Source organism: Romboutsia faecis (genome assembly GCF_014323405.1).
In the GTDB taxonomy this organism is placed as follows: Bacteria; Bacillota; Clostridia; order Peptostreptococcales; family Peptostreptococcaceae; genus Romboutsia_E; species Romboutsia_E faecis.
In genome coordinates this window covers 1-19787 of the sequence record NZ_JACRWE010000003.1, presented here as the reverse complement: position 1 = coordinate 19787, position 19787 = coordinate 1, and the positions used below count along the sequence as shown (strand labels likewise).

Annotated in this window: 19 protein-coding genes and 1 pseudogene; 6 read left to right on the top strand and 14 right to left on the bottom strand. The window is 27.4% G+C overall.

Going from position 1 to position 19787, the window contains the following annotated elements; all coding sequences use genetic code 11:
- Positions 1–12: 12 nt before the first annotated feature.
- The gene (locus H8923_RS06485) at positions 13–1149 is read right to left on the bottom strand and encodes an NAD/NADP octopine/nopaline dehydrogenase family protein (protein ID WP_153972999.1); all 1137 of its coding nucleotides are present in this window, start codon (positions 1147–1149) and stop codon (positions 13–15) included.
- A gap of 129 nt (positions 1150–1278) precedes the next feature.
- Entirely contained in the window at positions 1279–2451 is a 1173-nt protein-coding gene (locus tag H8923_RS06480; RefSeq protein ID WP_153973000.1) for a cation diffusion facilitator family transporter, read from the bottom strand.
- 162 nt (positions 2452–2613) lie between these two features.
- Here H8923_RS06480 and H8923_RS06475 point away from each other — a divergent pair, with 162 nt between their 5' ends.
- Positions 2614–3171 carry an NUDIX hydrolase gene (locus tag H8923_RS06475; protein WP_153973001.1) on the top strand — a complete coding sequence of 186 codons (558 nt, stop codon included), beginning with the start codon at positions 2614–2616 and terminating at the stop codon, positions 3169–3171.
- Positions 3172–3257: 86 nt separating this feature from the next.
- On the opposite strand, the gene H8923_RS06470 is transcribed toward H8923_RS06475, so the two are convergent.
- The 11 genes from H8923_RS06470 to H8923_RS06420 form a co-directional block, all read right to left on the bottom strand.
- Positions 3258–3833 carry an HDIG domain-containing metalloprotein gene (locus H8923_RS06470; RefSeq protein WP_153973002.1) on the bottom strand — a complete coding sequence of 192 codons (576 nt, stop codon included), beginning with the start codon at positions 3831–3833 and terminating at the stop codon, positions 3258–3260.
- Positions 3834–4009: 176 nt separating this feature from the next.
- Positions 4010–5416: an MATE family efflux transporter gene (locus H8923_RS06465; RefSeq protein ID WP_153973003.1), complete on the bottom strand. Its 1407-nt coding sequence runs from the start codon at positions 5414–5416 to the stop codon at positions 4010–4012.
- Between the two features lie 117 nt (positions 5417–5533).
- Positions 5534–6493, bottom strand: a complete 960-nt coding sequence (locus H8923_RS06460; RefSeq protein WP_153973004.1) for a peptidylprolyl isomerase — start codon at positions 6491–6493, stop codon at positions 5534–5536.
- Between the two features lie 28 nt (positions 6494–6521).
- Positions 6522–7319: a polysaccharide deacetylase family protein gene (locus tag H8923_RS06455; protein WP_153973005.1), complete on the bottom strand. Its 798-nt coding sequence runs from the start codon at positions 7317–7319 to the stop codon at positions 6522–6524.
- Between the two features lie 315 nt (positions 7320–7634).
- Positions 7635–8285, bottom strand: a complete 651-nt coding sequence (locus H8923_RS06450; protein ID WP_153973006.1) for an FMN-dependent NADH-azoreductase — start codon at positions 8283–8285, stop codon at positions 7635–7637.
- 111 nt (positions 8286–8396) lie between these two features.
- Positions 8397–9803, bottom strand: coding sequence for an MATE family efflux transporter (locus H8923_RS06445; RefSeq protein ID WP_153973007.1), 1407 nt, complete (start codon positions 9801–9803; stop codon positions 8397–8399).
- A gap of 141 nt (positions 9804–9944) precedes the next feature.
- Positions 9945–10247: a DUF898 family protein gene (locus tag H8923_RS06440; protein ID WP_153973008.1), complete on the bottom strand. Its 303-nt coding sequence runs from the start codon at positions 10245–10247 to the stop codon at positions 9945–9947.
- Between the two features lie 159 nt (positions 10248–10406).
- Positions 10407–11819 carry an NADPH-dependent glutamate synthase gene (gltA, locus tag H8923_RS06435; protein WP_153973009.1) on the bottom strand — a complete coding sequence of 471 codons (1413 nt, stop codon included), beginning with the start codon at positions 11817–11819 and terminating at the stop codon, positions 10407–10409.
- 1 nt (position 11820) lies between these two features.
- Positions 11821–12711, bottom strand: a complete 891-nt coding sequence (locus tag H8923_RS06430; RefSeq protein WP_153973010.1) for a sulfide/dihydroorotate dehydrogenase-like FAD/NAD-binding protein — start codon at positions 12709–12711, stop codon at positions 11821–11823.
- Positions 12712–13050: 339 nt separating this feature from the next.
- A complete protein-coding gene (locus tag H8923_RS06425) occupies positions 13051–13596 on the bottom strand; it encodes an NADH peroxidase (protein WP_153973011.1) in 546 nt (181 codons plus the stop codon).
- Between the two features lie 257 nt (positions 13597–13853).
- Positions 13854–15080, bottom strand: coding sequence for a VanW family protein (locus tag H8923_RS06420; RefSeq protein WP_153973012.1), 1227 nt, complete (start codon positions 15078–15080; stop codon positions 13854–13856).
- Positions 15081–15351: 271 nt separating this feature from the next.
- Here H8923_RS06420 and H8923_RS06415 point away from each other — a divergent pair, with 271 nt between their 5' ends.
- The 5 genes from H8923_RS06415 to H8923_RS06395 all read left to right on the top strand — a co-directional run bounded on the left by H8923_RS06415 (position 15352) and on the right by H8923_RS06395 (position 19597).
- On the top strand, positions 15352–15537 hold the full coding sequence (locus tag H8923_RS06415) for a hypothetical protein (protein WP_153973013.1): 186 nt from the start codon (positions 15352–15354) through the stop codon (positions 15535–15537).
- A 340-nt stretch (positions 15538–15877) separates the two neighbouring features.
- A complete protein-coding gene (locus tag H8923_RS06410; RefSeq protein WP_153973014.1) occupies positions 15878–16471 on the top strand; it encodes a GNAT family N-acetyltransferase in 594 nt (197 codons plus the stop codon).
- Positions 16472–16594: 123 nt separating this feature from the next.
- Positions 16595–17653, top strand: a complete 1059-nt coding sequence (locus tag H8923_RS06405) for an efflux RND transporter periplasmic adaptor subunit (RefSeq protein WP_153973015.1) — start codon at positions 16595–16597, stop codon at positions 17651–17653.
- Positions 17625–18341, top strand: a complete 717-nt coding sequence (locus H8923_RS06400; protein WP_153973016.1) for an ABC transporter ATP-binding protein — start codon at positions 17625–17627, stop codon at positions 18339–18341. Before H8923_RS06405 ends, H8923_RS06400 begins: the two co-directional genes overlap by 29 nt.
- Entirely contained in the window at positions 18332–19597 is a 1266-nt protein-coding gene (locus H8923_RS06395) for an ABC transporter permease (protein ID WP_153973017.1), read from the top strand. The genes H8923_RS06400 and H8923_RS06395 overlap by 10 nt, the downstream gene beginning before the upstream one ends.
- Positions 19598–19658: 61 nt before the next feature.
- Here the strand turns inward: H8923_RS06395 and H8923_RS17745 are convergent.
- Positions 19659–19787 (bottom strand): annotated as a pseudogene (locus H8923_RS17745) (NADH peroxidase); the annotation flags it as partial.

Sequence of the window (19787 nt, the reverse complement as noted above, 5' to 3'; positions counted from 1 at the left end):
TCATAGTATAAATTATAAACTTTTATAAAAATCTATTAATTGTTGTTTTGTATTAATGCCTCTATTTTGAGGAATTAATAATTTTTTAGAATCTCTTCCCTTTAATTGATTGTCTAATAAGTATTCTTTATTTAATAATTTTTGTGACCAAACTATAACTTCATCTAACTTCGGTGTTTCTACTTTGCAAAGTTCTGCAAATGATTTTATAATACAAAGTCCAAACTCAATATCCTCTATAAAATATCTTGAGCTTAACTCTGGTATATATCCACCCTCGCAAGCTACTATTGGTGAACCTATTCCTTTAAATCCTGGCGCTGTTCTTATTTTATTACTTAATACGCTAGGTTCTTCTGTTTCAAATCTAATTTTTATTTTCTCTATACTCTTCTCATCAAAATCATTATTTTCATTTAATGATTCAAATACTTGTCCAAGTTCCTCATCTAAATCTAATAACATTTTTGATGCACCATCTCCCCATTCTTCATAGAATAGTGGACTTCTTTTATATACGGTTTCTCCATGCTTATAATCTTCAAATAATTCATATAATCTTGATGGATGCATTAGTGGATTAGATGGTGATAAAGTAATAGCTAAATAATTTTTTACTGGCTCACAAGGTATATCTATTAAATCTGTCATTTCTGAGCATACTTTTTCAGTATATTTGCTTGGTATTGCACTTATTTTCATAAATGGATTTTTTTCTTTAAGAACTACACATTCTCCATATTTTTCTAATCTTATTATTGAAGGAACTCTCTGTGTTCCAAAGAAAATACACCCTTTTTTAGTTAATTTCTCTGCAAAATACTCTTTTCCTCCAAAGCCTGGAATAAGACCAATAACAGCATTTGGTTTTACATAATTGCTTATTTCTTCAATTGTTTTTTCAATTAAAAAAGACGGATGTGTTATTAATATATAATCAGCATCTTTTACCCCTTCTTCTAAGCTATCAGTAACACAGTGTAACTTGACCTTATGCTCTAAGTTTTTTTCCTCTTCAATTAAAGTAAGTTCATCCTTAAATAAGTGTGGTTTTGAAGTATGTATCCATACCTTGCAATCTTTTTTCATAGATATATAAGCTGCTAAGTACGTTCCAATATTTCCCGCTCCAATTATACATATGTTCATTTTTAATCAACACCTTTCTTTTGATGAAATTTTAAAATATCTTTCCATTATACATTATTCTTACATAAAATGGTATATATTATTTTTATTTGTAACTTTTTTGATGTTTTTACTTTAAAATGAATTTAATTAGAATTCTTTGTCTATGGTGATTATGCAATTATATTCTGGATTAAGTTTTTTTATATCCTCTATGATACTATTTTTTAATTCATCCTCTTCTTTACTATTTACCATATCTGCATTAACTACTACGTCAAAAATCAGATTCTTTTTAGAATTCCCTTCAGTAAGCCTAAAATCATGCATAGATTTTACACAATCATATTTTTTAATTATTTTTTCAACTTTTTCCTTTTCTTCATTAATAATTTCACAGTGTATACATATTGGATCCATATGAATTACCAAGTATATATTTAATTTTTCAGATATTTCCCTTTCTGCAGCATCTATAATATTATGTATAGTTACAATATCTATATTTGAAGGAATTTCTGCATGTATAGATGCCATACAATTTCCAACTCCATAATTATGTATTATTAAATCATGTACACCTATTATATGCTTATATGATAATACCCCTTCTTTAATATTTTTAACAAGATTTTCATCAGGTGCTTCACCCAGTAAAGGACTTATTGTATCTCTCACCAAAGAAAATCCTGCATATAAAATTGCAGCAGATACTATAATACCTACATAACCATCTATTGGCATTGATGTATATCTTGAAGCTAAAAAAGATATTAAAACACAACTTGAAGTAAATACATCTCCTAGTGCATCAACAGCTGTTGCTTTTAATGCAGATGAATTAATTTTTTCTCCTACAATTTTATTAAAGCTGCTTAGCCATATTTTTACTATTACTGAAATAAACAATAATATAAATGGTATTACCTCAAACTTTATAGGCATCGGATTTAATATTCTATCTATTGATGATTTTATAAATTGAAGTCCCACAAACATTACCATAAATGCTACAATTAACGCAGAAATATATTCAACTCTTCCATGTCCAAAAGGGTGCTCTTTATCTGCAGGACGACGTGCTAACTTAAACCCTATAATTGTAATAATAGAAGAAGCTGTATCAGAAAGATTATTAAACCCATCAGCTGTAATAGATACACTAGAAGTAATAAATCCTACAATTATTTTCATAATAGCTAATCCTAAATTTGATATTATACCAACTATACACGCTAAATTACCATACTTATTTCTAACTTGTTCATTTTCAATATCTTCATTATTTTTTATAAAACTTTTTATTAAAAAATTAGAAAGCATCTTCAATTCTCCTTTTTAAACTATAAACTCTATGCTTTAATTATAGTATTATTTATATATTAATATTTATTCTATTCTTAAAATTTATCTTTAAATTTATAAAGTATGATAATATTAAGTATAATATTTAATATTATACATACTACAAAGAAAGGAAGAACTATGAGTTACATAAAAGAAATAAAATCCTATATTCCATATAATGAGCAAGAACAAAAAGACAAAGATTTAATACTTAACTGTATTAATAATTTTTCTGATGTTTTCACTAGAGAAAATACATTAGCACATATAACAAGTTCTGGATATATTGTAAATAAAAATAGGGATAAGACACTTATGATATTCCATAAAATCTATAATTCATGGTCTTGGACTGGTGGACATGCTGATGGAGATAGCAATTTACTTAAGGTTGCAATTAAAGAAGCTACAGAAGAAACAGGATTAAAAAATGTAAAACCTATTAGTGAAAATATATTCTCTTTAGATGTACTTACTGTGGATGGACATATAAAAAATGGAGAGTATGTTTCCTCTCATTTACATCTTTCAGTTGCATATCTACTAGAAGCTGATGAAAGTGAAGAACTCATCATTAATGAAGATGAAACAAGAGGTGTAAAATGGATTCCAATTAATAAGGTAGATTATTACTCTTCAGAGCCTTATATGATAGAGGTATACAAGAAATTTAATGAAAAAATAAAGTCTTATTAAATTTTTACATATATTAAAACTTTCAATAATTTATAAAATAAAAAGTGGCTATTTAAAAATTAAATTTAAAGTAGCCACTTTTTATTTTATAACTCTCCTTTTAATCCTATATTATCTGCAACTTCGCGCATTCCAAGGATAGTGTTATTAATAACATCGTCTAAAGTCATACCTAGCATTTCTGCTCCATTTTTTATCACTTCTCTATTTACACCTTCAGCAAATCCCTTAGATTTAAATTTCTTCTTAACAGATTTTAACTCTAAATCTAATACACTTTTTGATGGTCTCATTATAGCTGTTGCACTTATAAGTCCTGTTAACTCATCTATTGTATATAGTACTTTTTCCATATTGCTTTCAGGTTTTACATCACATACAAGTCCGTACCCATGACTTACAACTGCTCTAATTAAATCTTTATCTAGCCCTTTTTCTTCCATTATCTCTATAACTTTACTGCAATGTTGATCTGGATACATCCCATAATCTAAATCATGTAGTAATCCAGCTACTCCCCATTTTTCTTCATCTTCATTATAAAGTCTAGCAAAGTACTTCATAACCCCTTCTACACTAAGTGCATGCTTTATTAAATGATCTTCTTTGTTATACTCATTAAGTAACTCTAATGATTCGTCTCTATTTGGATATCTTCCCATTATATACCTCCGCTTACTGCATTAATTTAAGTTATATATTAATAATTTGTTTATTAATTATTCACACATACAGTTTTTCATATACATATTAGTAATAATTCTAGAACTATTTTAAAATTCTTTCAACAGATAAGTTTAATATAAGATATAATTTTTTATAACATTTAAACTATATTTTAATCTTGAGAAGAAGATGCTATTTCTTCTTTGAAATTTCTAATTGATTCATGTTGTGAATATAATTTATTATTTCTTATTAAAACTATAAATATAGCTAATAGTAATATCCCTTTGAATATACTACTTAAACTAATACTCCACCATATACCATTTAAACCTAAAATTTCAGGCTTTGATAATAAGTATGCCATTGGTATTCTCGCTCCAGTTAAAATGGTAACAATAATAGATGATATATATGTTCTTCCAAGACCTTTAAATGCACCACTTATTATTATTTCAAAGCACATAAATAATTGAGAATATCCTAATATTTTTAAATACATCCCACCTTTAGTTACAGCATCTTTTTCCGATATAAATAAAGTAAATATATCCTCTCCCCAAAATACTAAAATTAATGTTGTAATTATACCCAATCCTATAGCCGTTAGGATTCCAATTTTACAACTTTTATTTATCCTATCATAATTTTTAGCTCCATAGTTTTGCCCTACAAAGCTACCTAAAGCTACTGCTAATCCATCAGCAGTCATCCAAGAAATAGATTCAATTTGAGACCCTACTTTTTGTACTGCTATAGCTACTGGCCCCCACGATGCAACTATCACTCCTATAGCCATAGAAAACAATGTGAACATACCATTTTGTATAGCAACCGGTAATCCTAATTTATACAATACCTTATAATAATATATTTCTATTTTTGTAAAGAATTTTATCTTAAAAAATTCATCCTTATTTTTAACAATTTTAAATACAAAACATATTGTAACAATTATTTGAGCTGTAATAGTTGCTATTGCCGCGCCAACTACACCAAGCTTAGGAAGTCCCATCCACCCAAAAATTAAGATTGGATCTAATATAATATTAGCTATAAGCCCTATTGTATTAATCCTAAAAGGAGTTTTACTATTTCCAAGTCCATTAAATATTGCTGTAAATACAGGATTTATAAAGTAAAATATCATTCCGCAAGCTATAATTATTAAATATTGTCTAGACATAGAAATGACTTCTAAATCCCCTAATTTAAAAAGTCCAATCAAATTTTTATTAAATATAATTAATATAGCCGAATATATAACTGATAAAATAATATTTATTTCTATAGCAGCTTTAATATATGATTTAGTATGTTTTATATTATTTTCGCCTATACTCTGTGCTACTTTAACTTCCCCTCCTACTCTTGATATCATAATAAATGCCATAGCTAACCATGGATAAAATCCTGCTGTTCCTACTGCTGCTACTGCATTACTACCTACTCTACCTACCCACATCATATCAGTAAGATTATATGCCATCTGTATAAGTGATGTTCCCATAATAGGTAGTGCTAACTTTATTAATTTATCACTTATACTCCCATTCGTTAAATCTAACCTATCCTTCATTTTTCCTCCTAATTTGTTAAAATATCCTTATCCAATTAATTATATCACTTTTTCTCAATAAAAATGGATGTTTCAAAACATTTTTATACTTTGAAACATCCATTCTCATTTAGTTTTTTATGATTTTATTTTTGCTTCTTTACTCAATTGTTCTACATGCTCAATATATTTTTCATTTAAAATATTTTGTTTTACTTCATCTTTACATAGGCTATATTCTTTTACGTAATTCCTTTTTTCTGTTAATTTAACTATATGATATCCATAGGATGTTTCAAAAACATCTGACACCTCTTTTTCTTCTAACTTAAATACCTTACTTGTAAATTCAATATTTTTTTCATTTTTTGTAAAATATCCTAAATCTCCTCCATTTTTTCCACTTTTTCTATCATCTGAATACTTCTTAGCTAAGGCCTCAAAGCTTTCTCCATTTTTTATTTCCTCTTTTATCTTATTAGCTCTTTCTTTTAGCATATATTTTTCTTCTTTACTAACTTCATTATTATTTTTATCTAATGTTGAAATTAGTATATGAGATGCTCTTACTTCATTTACTTTAAATTTTTCTTTATTGCTATTATAATATTCTAGCATTTCATATTCACTTATTTGTATATTATCTTGAAAAGCTTTTTTATAATTTTCTATAGTTATATCTTTCTTTATTAATTCTAGTAAATATTTTTTATCTATATTTACACTTTCTATTTGACTCTTATATTTTTTGTTAGCATTCATAGATTTTATTAACTGTTCATATTTTATATCAATTTCTTTTTTAGTTGGTTCTAAGTCTAATAGCTTACCTTGTTGATACACAACTTCATTTTCTACTAATAATGAAATAATAATTTTTTTTAAATCTATTTTATAATTTTTTTCTATATTTTCTTTTGAATTGTTAATATATCCATTATCTACATAATTCCCTGTAGCTTCTATTATTTTCATTGCATTTTCATATTGATCTTTTGTAATCTCTACTCCATTTACAGTAGCAATATAACTTTTACTACAACCATTAAAACACAAACTTATAATACTTATTAAAGTGAAATATAGTATTTTCTTCAAATATTTTCACCTCATTTATTATATTTTACTATTTAAAATTCTTTAACCAAAAGTTTTGTGGCGTTTCACTTTCATCTATAGGTACAAACTCATAACCTTCTTCAGATAAATATCTTAAAATTCTATCTAAAGATTTTGCCGTTTGCTTTTTCTCATGCATTAACGCAACAATATTATCCTTACCTTTAGAATATAACTTCACATTTTCTAGAGCCTGATCTGAACTAACCTTCCAATCTTCTGTATCAATATCCCAGTCCCACATCTTATATCCTGCTTCAACTAATTCTTCATAACATTTATGTGGTGTATATGGTTTACTTCCGTAAGGTAACCTCACTACACTTGATTCTATACCTGCTACCTCTAATAATGTCTGTCTATTTATATCAAATTCTTCTTTAGCAGATTTGTTAGTTTTATATAACTTATGAATATCATGTGATACACTATGAAATCCTGGTGTATTTCCATTTTCAATAATATTTTTTACTTGATTAGGATATAGCTTCATATTTCTATCTATCATAAAAAAAGTAGCTTTTGCATTATGCTTATTTAGAGTATTAATAATATCGTCAGTATATTTAGATGGTCCATCATCTATTGTTATATATGCTTTTTTTCCTGTACTTTTAGATGGTCCTTTACTTATTTCAGTTGATAAATTATACATTGTATCTGTAATTGTATTTAAATAAATATCTTCATTTTTTATTAATTCATAATCATTCGCATAAGTAAATCCAAATTTTGTACTTACTCCAATTAATAATAAACAAATTACTATAAAGATACTAATTTTTTTACTTATATTTTTGCTCATAACCTCGACTCCCCTTCCTTTGATGTTACTTAGTTAATATGTCATAGTATTAGTCGTATTTTTCATCAAATCTTTTTCTTCCTCTTTATATAGTATTAGTCAATTTGCATCTTTTATAAAGAAAATAATCTTATATTTATATTTAATTTTTTCATAATTTCATAATTTTTTACATTTAAAATATACGTTAAAATGAATAAAAAACTGAGTAATAAAAAAGAAACACACTTAATATTAATGTGTTTCTTTTTTATTAAAAGTTAAATTTATTAAATCAATATCTAAATAAAAAATTAACTATATTATAAGCCATTATTATAAAGTAATTGAATTTATTATTTCATCTATTTTTTCAATTGCATTTGATATAGCTTCTTGTCTTTCTTCTTCAGTAGTACCTGTTCCACTTACCATAAGCTCTTCTACTTTTTTAATACCAAGGGTTTTCATTACGCTTGCAACATAATTTTCTCCTTTATCCATAACAGGATCTAATATCCATGGTATTTTTCCACCTGAAGATTCAATGTATACTAATACTCTTCCTTGGTTATCTAAAAGACCTTTTGGTTTATTATTTACAAACTCAATAGTTTTACCTACTTGCACTATACAATCTATATATTCTTTTAATGGTGCAGGAAAAGATAAACTCCACATTGGGGATGCAATTACATATACTTGTGCATCTACAAATTGATCACATAATTCTCTTATTCTCTTTATTTCTTTTTGATCTTTTTGATCTAATTTCTCAGCATCTTCTTCCTTAATTATTGCATTTCTACTTTCAAAATATTGATACTCTAATCTTGGAATATGATCTTTATATAAATCAACTTCTTCTACATGAAAATCATTATATTTTTCTAAAAACTTATTTATAAATGCTCTTGCTACAGTTTTACTTGAAGATAAATCTTCAGGCTTTGAGTTTACACTTATATACAGTAATTTCTTTTTCATAGTTCACCTCAATAAATTTTTTATTTAATTATTATTTGTAAAGGTTAACTATTATATTCTACGCAAAATAAGTAATATAGTAGATTAGTATCTATTTCAATCGTTATAGATTTATTTTGAATCTTCTTCAATTGCTATTTCTATTTTCATTTTTAAATCTTCATTTAATTTTTCATTTTTCACTTTATAGCTTCTTAATTCTTTAATAATAATCACTGAGATTATTGATGTAGATACAAAGTCAGCTACAGGTTGAGCCATCCAAACACCATTTAAACCAAAAAATCTTGGTAAAATAATTAATGCTGGAACTAATATTATTACTTGTCTTAAAAGGCTTAAAATCATTGCAACTTTTGCTTTTCCAATAGATTGGATATAGTTGGTCCCTGTTATTGATATTCCTACTATTGGCATCATCAATAAATAAACTCTAATACCTTTTGTAGATATTTCCATAAGCTTAGGATCTTTATTAAATAAACCTATCATAATATGTGGAAATACTTGAACTACTATGGTCCCAATTAATAATAATAATGTTGCCGCACTACAAGATAGTATATATGCATTTTTAGCTCTATTAAATTGTTTTGCTCCGTAATTAAATCCTATTATAGGTTGTGAACCTTGATTCATACCAAATATAGGCATTAAAAATATCATAGATATAGATCCAACAGTTGTCATAGCTCCTATTGCTAAGTCTCCTCCATATTTTCTTAAAGAGTTGTTACAAACAACTTGAACCATACTTGCTGCAATTTGCATAAAAAATGGAGATACTCCAATTGCAAAGATTATCTTAATTAAATGTTTGTTTAATTTTAATTTGATATTTTTAATTTTTAGATTTGATTTTCCTGATATATAATAATATATCCCTAATATTGCAGTTACACTTTGAGATGTTATAGTTGCAATTGCTGCTCCTTTAATTCCTAAGTTAAATTTGAATATAAATATCCAATCTAAAACTATATTTAAAAGGCAACCTGCAACCATTATTGATGCCGATATTTTTGGACTTCCATCAGCCCTAATGATATGATTCAAAGAAAATGCAAATAAATTAGGTATTGAACCTATTAAAATAATATTGATATATGTTTTTGCATATGGTAGGGTACTTTCGCTTGCTCCAAAAGACATTAAAATTTTATCTGAAAATATTATTCCTAAAAATGTTATTATTGCTCCTATTAATAATGCTAGTGTAATAGCATTTTGTACTAAATCTTTAGCTTCTTCAACCTTTCCTTGACCTAATCTTATTGACATGTTTGTTGCTGTTCCAATACCAATAAGCATACCAAAAGCTAATATTATAGTCATTATAGGCATTGTAATACCTAATCCAGTTATCGCTAATGATCCAACATTAGGTATATTTCCAATAAAAATTCTATCTACTATATTATATAACCCATTTACCATCATCCCTATAATAGCTGGAACAGAATACTTAAGCAACAACTTACTAATGGGCTCGGTACCTAATACTTCATTATCCCTCATCTAATTCCTCCTAATATAACTTTATAGTTTATAAATTTATTCACTATAATTATATCAGATTAAATTTCTGTTTACCTTTATTTGTCTTATTTATAATAAAAAGTGCAGAAGCTTATTAACTTAAGCTACTACACTTTTTTATTAGTCTACAAATATTGTATTTTCTGTTTTCCATTGTAATAATTTTATATATAGCCAGAATCCATATATTCCAAAAGTTATTATAGTCAATAACCACCACTTTATATAATGTAAAAATAAGCTAGACCCACTTCCTATGAATTCTAGTTGTCTACCTTCTATAACTGTATTTTTAACTTCCCATCTATATTTTATACACATTGCCCATGGTGTTCCTATTCCCAAAGTAAAAACTGTAACTACCCAAGCTAGTATATTTACTCCTATTAGTCCTAAGAGACCACCTTCAAAACTTGATTTCATTGATAATCCTCCATATGTCTATTTAACTCTTTTAAGAATTATATCATATTTTATAATTTATATCATTTCATTATTGTAATAATTAATAATAAAAATGTGTAGCTACTATTTTATGCAGCTACACATTTACAAAAATATATTATTTTATACTAAGTTATTTTATGCATATTGAATTTCTGTTGATTGTGATTTTTCTTTAATATATTCATCTATCGCTTTGGCAGCTTTTTTACCAGCTCCCATTGCAGATATAACCGTTGCTGCTCCTGTTACAGCATCCCCACCTGCATAAACACCTTCTCTTGAAGTAAGCCCATTTTCATCTGCTATTATACACTCTCTTTTATTTATATCTAATCCATTTGTAGTTGATGTAATAAGTGGATTTGGATTTGTACCAAGAGACATAATTACTGTATCTACTTCAATAACAAAGTCAGAACCTTCAACTACTATTGGTCTTCGTCTTCCTGAAGCGTCAGGTTCTCCTAACTCCATTTTAACACACTTCATACCTTTTACATTTCCATTTTCATCAACTAAAATTTCTGTCGGATTTGTAAGCGTATCAAATATTATACCTTCTTCTTTTGCATGATGTATTTCTTCTACTCTAGCAGGAAGTTCAGCTTCACTTCTTCTATAAACAATATGAGTATCAGCTCCAAGTCTTAAGGCAGTTCTTGCTGCGTCCATTGCAACATTTCCTCCACCTACTACTGCAACAGATTTTCCAACTCTTATTGGTGTTGCATAATCTTCTTTATAGGCTTTCATTAAATTAACTCTTGTTAAAAATTCATTTGCTGAAAATACTCCATTTGCATTTTCGCCTTTTATTCCCATAAATTTTGGAAGTCCAGCTCCTGAGCCTATAAAAACAGCTTCAAAGTTTTCATCTTCCATCAGTTCATCTATAGTTATAGTTCTCCCCACTACTACATTAGTTTCTATCTTAACGCCTAATTTTTTAATATTTTCTATCTCAGCTTGAACAATTTCTTTTTTAGGCAATCTAAATTCTGGTATCCCATATGTTAAAACCCCACCAGCTTCATGCATAGCTTCAAACACAGTTACATCATAACCATCCTTTGCTAAATCTCCTGCACATGCAAGACCAGCTGGACCGCTACCTATTACAGCAACCTTTTTATTATTTTTAGGTTTTGTTTTAGTTAAATCTATATTATTCTTTCTAGACCAATCTGCTACAAACTTTTCTAACTTACCAACTGCTACAGATGCAGACTTTCTAGCAAATACACATCTACCTTCACATTGATTTTCTTGTGGACAAACTCTTCCACATACTGCTGGAAGAGAGCTATTTTCTGATATTATCTCAGCAGCACCTTGTATATCTCTTTCTTTTATCTTATTTATAAACCCAGGTATATCTACTCCTACAGGGCACCCTGCTACACATTGTGGTTTTTTACAACCTAAACATCTATTAGCTTCTAAAACTGCTTCCTCTATATCATATCCTAAACATACTTCATCAAAGTTTCTAGATCTTTTACTTGCTTCTTGTTCTCTTACAGGTGTTCTCTTCATCTTATTCCCCATATTAATTACCCCCACATCCACAATTGCTATGATGAGAAGTTCCTCTATCTTCACTTTCTAATAATGCTCTTCCTTCTTCAGACTTATACATAGCTTGTCTTCTCATAGCTTCATCAAAATTTACTAAATGTCCATCAAATTCTGGACCATCAACACATGCAAACTTTATTTCATCACCTAAGCTTACTCTACATGCTCCACACATACCTGTTCCATCAACCATTATTGGATTTAAACTAACTATAGTTGGTATTTCTAATTCTTTTGTTAACATACTTGTAAACTTCATCATAATCATAGGACCTATTACTACTGCATGATCATATCTTTTTCCTTGATTTTGTACTAGATCTTTAAGTAAATCAGTTACTTTTCCATCATAACCATATGAACCATCATCAGTTGATACATATAAATTTTTTGCAACAGCTCTCATTTCATCTTCTAGTATTAATAAGTCTTTATTTCTTGAACCTATTATTACATCTACATCTAAATTATTTTCTTTAAACCATTTAACTTGAGGATAAACAGGAGCAGCTCCAACTCCTCCTGCTATAAAAATAATATTTTTATTTTTTAACTTGCTTATATCTTCTTTGATGAATTCACTTGGTTGTCCTAGTGGACCTACAAAGTCCATTATAAAATCTCCCTCACTTAAGTCTGCTAGTAACTTAGTTGAAGCTCCTACTGCCTGAAATACTATAGTTACAGTATTTTTATTTTTATCATAATCAGCAATTGTTAAAGGTATTCTCTCTCCCTTTTCATCCATTTTAACAATTACAAATTGACCTGGTTTTGCTGATTTTGAAACTCTTTTTGATTCAATCTCCATTAGATAAATATTATCTGCTAATAATCTCTTACTTACCACTTTATTTCCCATATCCATATTCCCCATTCTGACTTAATAATTTTCACTATAATATTTATTTTAATCTAACAACATCGTTGTTATTTTTTTAACTTCATTATAACATTCTGTATACATAAATTATACTACACTTTACATAGTTTGTAATAAATTACCAGTAATTAAGTCTAAAATTTTTGTCTTTATACTAATTTTTTTCATCCAATACTTTTTTTCATTGTTAGCGGCATAATTGTATACAAAATTATGTAGTTTTATTCACAAATAAAGTTATTCTATTTGTGAATAAATTAGTTATATATATAAAAAAGGTCATATAGCGATATGCCGTATGACCTTTTTTATAATTCTTTATTTTTTAAAATGTCTCTCTAATAATCCTAAGAAAGCCTTACCATGTCTTGCTTCATCTTTACACATTTCATGAACTGTATCATGTATTGCATCTAGTCCTAATTCTTTAGCTTTTTTTGCTAGTTTTAATTTTCCATCTGTTGCTCCATATTCAGCTTCAACTCTTACACTTAAATTTTCTTTAGTATCTGCCACTACAACTTCACCTAATAACTCTGCAAATTTTGCTGCATGTTCTGCTTCTTCATATGCTATTCTTCTATATGCTTCTGCTACTTCTGGATATCCTTCTCTATCAGCTTGACGACTCATTGCTATATACATACCAACCTCTGTACATTCCCCTACAAAATTAGCTCTCAAACCTTCTAGTATCTCTTCATCTACACCTTTTGCTAATCCTATTCTATGCTCATCAGCCCACTTCATTTCCCCTGACATTTCCTCAAATTTATCAGCCCCTACTTTACATACTGGACATACTTCTGGTGCATTGTCACCTTCATATATATAGCCACATACTGTACATACAAACTTTTTCATTATTTACTCCTCCTATATTTATATTTATTTAATTAATTATTATCTTTTAATTATCAGTTTTATATTTCTTTATGTTATATTAAAAATATACCCTTTACTTTTGCTTTAAAACAATATTATTAATTAATACCTAAATTTAAAAATAAAAAATGTATAACTTATAATGGTTATCATAGTAAAAATAATATTATTTTACTAATTTCGCCTTAATAAATTATACATTATTAGTATTAAAATTGATAATGTAATAAAAACATCTATTTTAATTTATACTTACTTGTTGCTATGAGCTCTTCTCTTATTTTATTATTTTCTTCGTCTAAGTAGACTCTGTATGTTTTGACGATTATATTTGTTTTATCAATTTTTTCTTCTGTTTTTATATATAGCCTTTCTCGATCTTGGCTACATCCGTATATCTTAGATGTTATTGCACCATTGCTAACAATATTTTTAATATAGATAGGATGTGAGTATGGATTTTTAAATTTAAAATCTGTATACCCATATGATACTGCTGCATCTCTACCTCTTGGTACATATCTTGATGGCATAGTGTGATTGTGTACTTCTTCTATTTCCATGCCAGATAATAAAGCAGCATTATATATAGTAGTGGATACTTGGCACACGCCACCACCTTCACCATTTACATATTTTCCACCGATTATTACCTTAGCAGTTTTATATCCATTAACCCAGTTTCTAGCTCCTGTAGCTTTATTATAAGAAAATATCTCATATGGCATTATTAATTTTTCACTAGTACTTTTTCCTGCTACGTGAATATTACTACCTCTTGAATTATGTTCATTAAAGCTAGTGCTAAATTGACCTAATACAGTGTTTATTGACTGAATATCCTCAGTAGTTATTGCTGGATTTACAATTTTAACAGGCAGGTCAAGACTTTTTATTTTTTTATCACAGATCATATTATATATATCTTCTTTTAATTTTATTATTTGTACCTCTTTACCTTCTTTAGAAGGTTTTCTTATAATTTCTCCAGAATCTTTTATTTCAATGCTAGCCTGTGTAACATCAACATCAATTTCTTTACATATACTTTCAATAAAATTACTAAGCTTTACTTCATTATAAGTTGCTTTTAAATCTATATTATAATTTCTCCTAAGGATAAGTCCAGTTTTCCTTTTTATATTTTCTAATTTACTCTCTGTCTCTGTATAATCATAAGCCTCAGACAGAGCTTTTTCTATATTATAGCTTAACTCTATTTCATCTGGCCTTATAGTCCATGATTTATCTTCATAATTAATATTTATATCTTTTTCTTTGTAATATTTATTAATTTCTTCTAACGCCTCTTTATAAGTTAAACCTCCTATATCTATATTTTCAATACTTATATTTTTAAATATTTTTTTACCTTTAGTATCTTCTACTTTATTCATTCCTAGTAAAAATGTAATACATAGCAATATACATAATAAAAAGGATAATTTTCTATATCTAAGCATGTTACTCTCCTTAACTTTAAATTATATACTTATATTTTCCCATTAGTAATTTAATATTCTAAATTCAGTTAACCATAAAGCATGCATATATATTTTTATAATGCAAATACTTTTACTAAGTATTTTTTACATAAAATTCGTTTACTTAACTCATTTATAAGAGCGAATTTATATATTATCATCACACTTAAAAATCTTATATATTAAGTAGTACGTTGATAATTTTTAAATTTAAATTGAAATTTTAATTATAATATTTTGGAGGTTACTTATGAAAAATTCTAAAGACGAATTAAAAGATGCATTCGCTCAACTTCAAAGTGCTCAAAGTTGCTTAAATCATGCATTAAAAAATGTAGAAAAACAAAATAATAAACATCAAATAGAAAATACAATAACATATGTTGAGGAAGCAGTATTTGCAGCTAGTAATGCTTTGGCAAATTATCAAGATTAATTAAATTTAACTGATTATTAATTAAAAGACTTAGATTTCTAGGTCTTTTTTTGTTATAATTACCCAATCGTTTTCCTTCAATCCTATTCAACTCTACTCAATTCGTAATTTTTTCGCTAAAAATCGACTTTTTACTCTTTAATTTTCTTTAGATTATGTTATAATATCTTATAATTATTTTTTATATACAATATATATACAGCATAAGGTCTGTTACTTGATTACACACATATTTAATTTGCAAATTTACTTAGTGAGAAAATCTATTTTTCTTCTTAATTTGACATAAAATTTATAAATTTCTTCATAGGTCTATCCTGTGAGATTCGGAGGTGCTTAATTGATAAAATCAATACAATTATCTAAATTTAACGGGAATCCTTGCGAAAATTTATACGGTGATATTTGTTATATAACTAAAGATAAATTTGAGGACGTTATTAACTTATACAATAGAGTGAACAGTACTATGGACAATAAAAGCTGGCTCAAGTCTCGTGATGCTTCTTACTTAGAAGGTGTTTTAGATAACGGTGGTTTTATAGTAGGATGTTATATAGAAGGTACCTTAGTTGCTTCTGCTTTATGTGAAGCCCCACAAGGGGAATATAAGGATATGCTTTTTGAAATGGGAATGGATAAATTCCAAATAGAAAATACTTATATATCTGGATTTGTTATGGTTGATCCTTTCTATCGTGGTAATGCTCTACATCGTACATTACTAGAAACTAGAATAGAAGTATCTTCCAGTAAAGGTATAAAAAATATAGTTACAGTAGTAAACTCAGAAAATGTATACAGTTTAAAAACAATATTAAGTCTAGGATTTGAAAATAAACTTGCAAAAGAAAATAAAGATGGAATTATAAGATACGTACTTTATAAAAACTTAGATGCTGTTACACCTAAATCAATTGAATTTACAGCATAAACATATATAATTTATACTTCTTGTAAAAGTTACAATTTTTTAATTTTTTTAATTAGTTTTGACTTATTACATTATTTACCTCTATAATTTTATAGAGGTATTATTATTTTAAGGAGTGTTTATATGTTATTTCTAGAAAAATTCAAAAATAAAAGAATTAAAATTATTATAGGTGTTACCTCAATATTGTGTGTAACTCTAAGTGTCTATTTTTTCTATAATGGAAAAGATAACAAAATTAACAGTGAAGAACCAGAGTCCTTTGTAGAAACATATGCTATACCAGAAAGTGAGAAAGTTTTTATTAACGGTATTGTATTACCAAAGGATAGCAAAGACTTTGTATTATCAGATGGTGAAGAAATTGATCAATTGAAAGTAGAAAATGGTCAATCTGTAAAAAAAGGTAGTATACTTTTTACTTGCAAGAACCCATCGATAATAAATGAGATTAATGAACTGAAATCTCAAGTATCTGAATTAAAATCATCTCAGGAATTTAATGACCCATCTATAAGCCTTGAAATAAATAAATTAAATGCACAAATTAAATCACTTAGCGAAAATTCTTATAGTAAAACACTTGCTCCTTTTGATGGAAAAGTCTTTTTAAATGAAGAGTCTGAAAGTCAAAGTGGATTTATTACATTGCAATCTAATGAATTTTATATGAAAGGGCAAGCCAGCGAACAAGATTTAGCAAAAATACAAGTTGATCAAACTGCAAAAGTCCTTATATTATCTACAAATAAAAATTTAACTGGTAGAATAAGTTTTATCTCAGAAAGGCCTTCATCAGACTCCTCAAATGAATATCAACAACAATCTAGCACATTATCTTATTATGACATAAATATTGCATTTGATGACCAGGAAGGGTTGGTTAATGGTTTCCATGTTCAAGCATCTATAAAATTGGATAATTCTTATTCAAAAATACCTACATCCTCTATATTAGAGTCAGAAGATAAATACTATGTATTTAAAGACTTAAATGGTATCCTAAAAAAACAATTGGTTGAAATAGAAAGCAAAAATGAAGAATTTGCTGTAGTTAAATCTGGATTAAAAGAAAATGATATTATACTTACAACCCCTACTGAAGAAATGGAAGAAGGACAAGCCTTATCTATGTATGAAAGTTCAAAATCTGATGTTGAAGGAAAACAAAAAATTGACTAATCTAATAAAGCTCCAAAATATAAAAAAATATTACAAAGTAGGGAAAGAAAAAATACAAGTATTGAAAAACATAGATCTAAATATCCAAAAGGGTGAATTTGTAATGATTATGGGTAAATCAGGTAGTGGAAAAACTACCCTACTTAACATTCTTGGATTCTTAGATAAATTTGACGATGGAGACTATTATTTCAATAATGAAAATGTAAGTAAATTAAATGAAAATCAGCGCTCTGTATTTAGAAATAAAAATATTGGGTTTATTTTTCAACAATTTAACTTAATAGAAACCTTGAATATATATCAAAATATTGAATTACCTTTAATATATAATAAAATATCTAGTAAAAAAGAAAAGAAAGCTATTGTAGAGAAAAGTTTATCTTCTGTTGGCTTACTTGATAAAATAAACCAATTTCCACTTCAATTATCTGGAGGCCAACAACAACGTATAGCTATTGCAAGGGCATTAGTTAATAATCCTCAAATAATATTTGCAGATGAACCTACTGGAGCTTTAGATAGTGAGACAAGCGAAGAAATTATGAAACTTTTAAAAAAACTTAATAATGATGGAAAAACTATTATTATGGTTACTCATGACCAAGATTTAACTAAATACGCTACTAAGGTTATCACTTTAAAAGATGGCGCTTTTACTTCATTGGAGGTACCAATATGGATATAATAAAAAATGCTCTAGTAAATGTTAAAGGTCATAAATTACGTGTTTTTGTTGCTTTAATATGGATAATCATAGGTATTACTTCTGTTATTTTAATAAGTTCTATTGGTAATGGATTAAAAGATGAAGTAAGAAAAACCGTAACTAATATAGGACCTAATAAAACAAACATATACTTTGAATCATCAGATACTTCTATGAATGAATTTAGTATATTTTTATCTCCCTTCACTCATAATGATATTGAAGAGTTATCCTTTATTGAAGGTGTTAAGCAAATTGCTCCATCTGATAGTGGTATAAATGATAATTCTATTTACTCCTTTGATGCATATTTTGATAAGAAAATGACCTACTTGGATATATCTCCTTTAAAAGAAGACTCAAATACTTTAGCTATCTATGGACGCAGCTTCTCTTTAGATGATGAAGAAAGAAATGTCATTATGATTACTATGCAAAATGCTATAGACTTATTTGGAAATCCTGAAAATGCACTAGGTCGTGGTATTACTATAGGTGGGTATATATTTGAAGTTATAGGTGTATTGGATGATAATTCTCTAGTAAGTGAAGATGAATCTATGGATTATAATTCTATCTACACTGGTAATGAAAGTTTGGAATATTATGATATGCAAACTTCTTATTTACCTTCAAAATCATTTGAAAAATTAGCAAAACAATATGATTATTCCACAGAAATATATTCTCTAGACTTAGTAGCGTCTAAGAACTACGATGTTTTTGAAGTTGCTAATAGAGTTATAGAAAGACTTTATGAGTTACATCCTAATATAGAAGGTTCTTATAATACTGAAGATTTATCTTATCAGGCTGAATCTCAACTATATGAATTAGAAAGTATGACTTCAGGTATCAATAAAGTGGTTTTAATTATAACTATAATATCTTTATTTGTTGGAGGTATTGGAGTTATGAATGTAATGTATGTTTCTGTTATGGAAAGACAAAGAGAAATAGGTATAAGAAGAGCTATAGGTGCAAAGCCTAAAGCAATATTATTTCAATTTTTAATTGAATCTATTTTTATCACTATTCTTGGAGGAATATTAGGAATAGTTATTGGACTTATAAGTACAAACTATGTCACTACTTATCTTCCTTTTAAAGCACTTCCTAGCATTAATAGTATTTTATTTGCTAGCATTGTGACTATTTTAACAGGTATTGTTTTTGGTATAGTTCCCGCTTTTAAGGCATCACGACTTGACCCTATAAAAGCAATCTATAAATAATAATAAAAAGCAAGCCTGAAATAATTTATTTCTAGGCTTGCTTTTTATTATTTATATTATCTTATTTACCGAAATGTCTTTCTAATAATCCTAAGAATGCTTTACCATGTCTAGCTTCATCTTTACACATTTCATGAACTGTATCATGTATTGCATCTAATCCTAATTCTTTAGCTCTCTTAGCTAATTT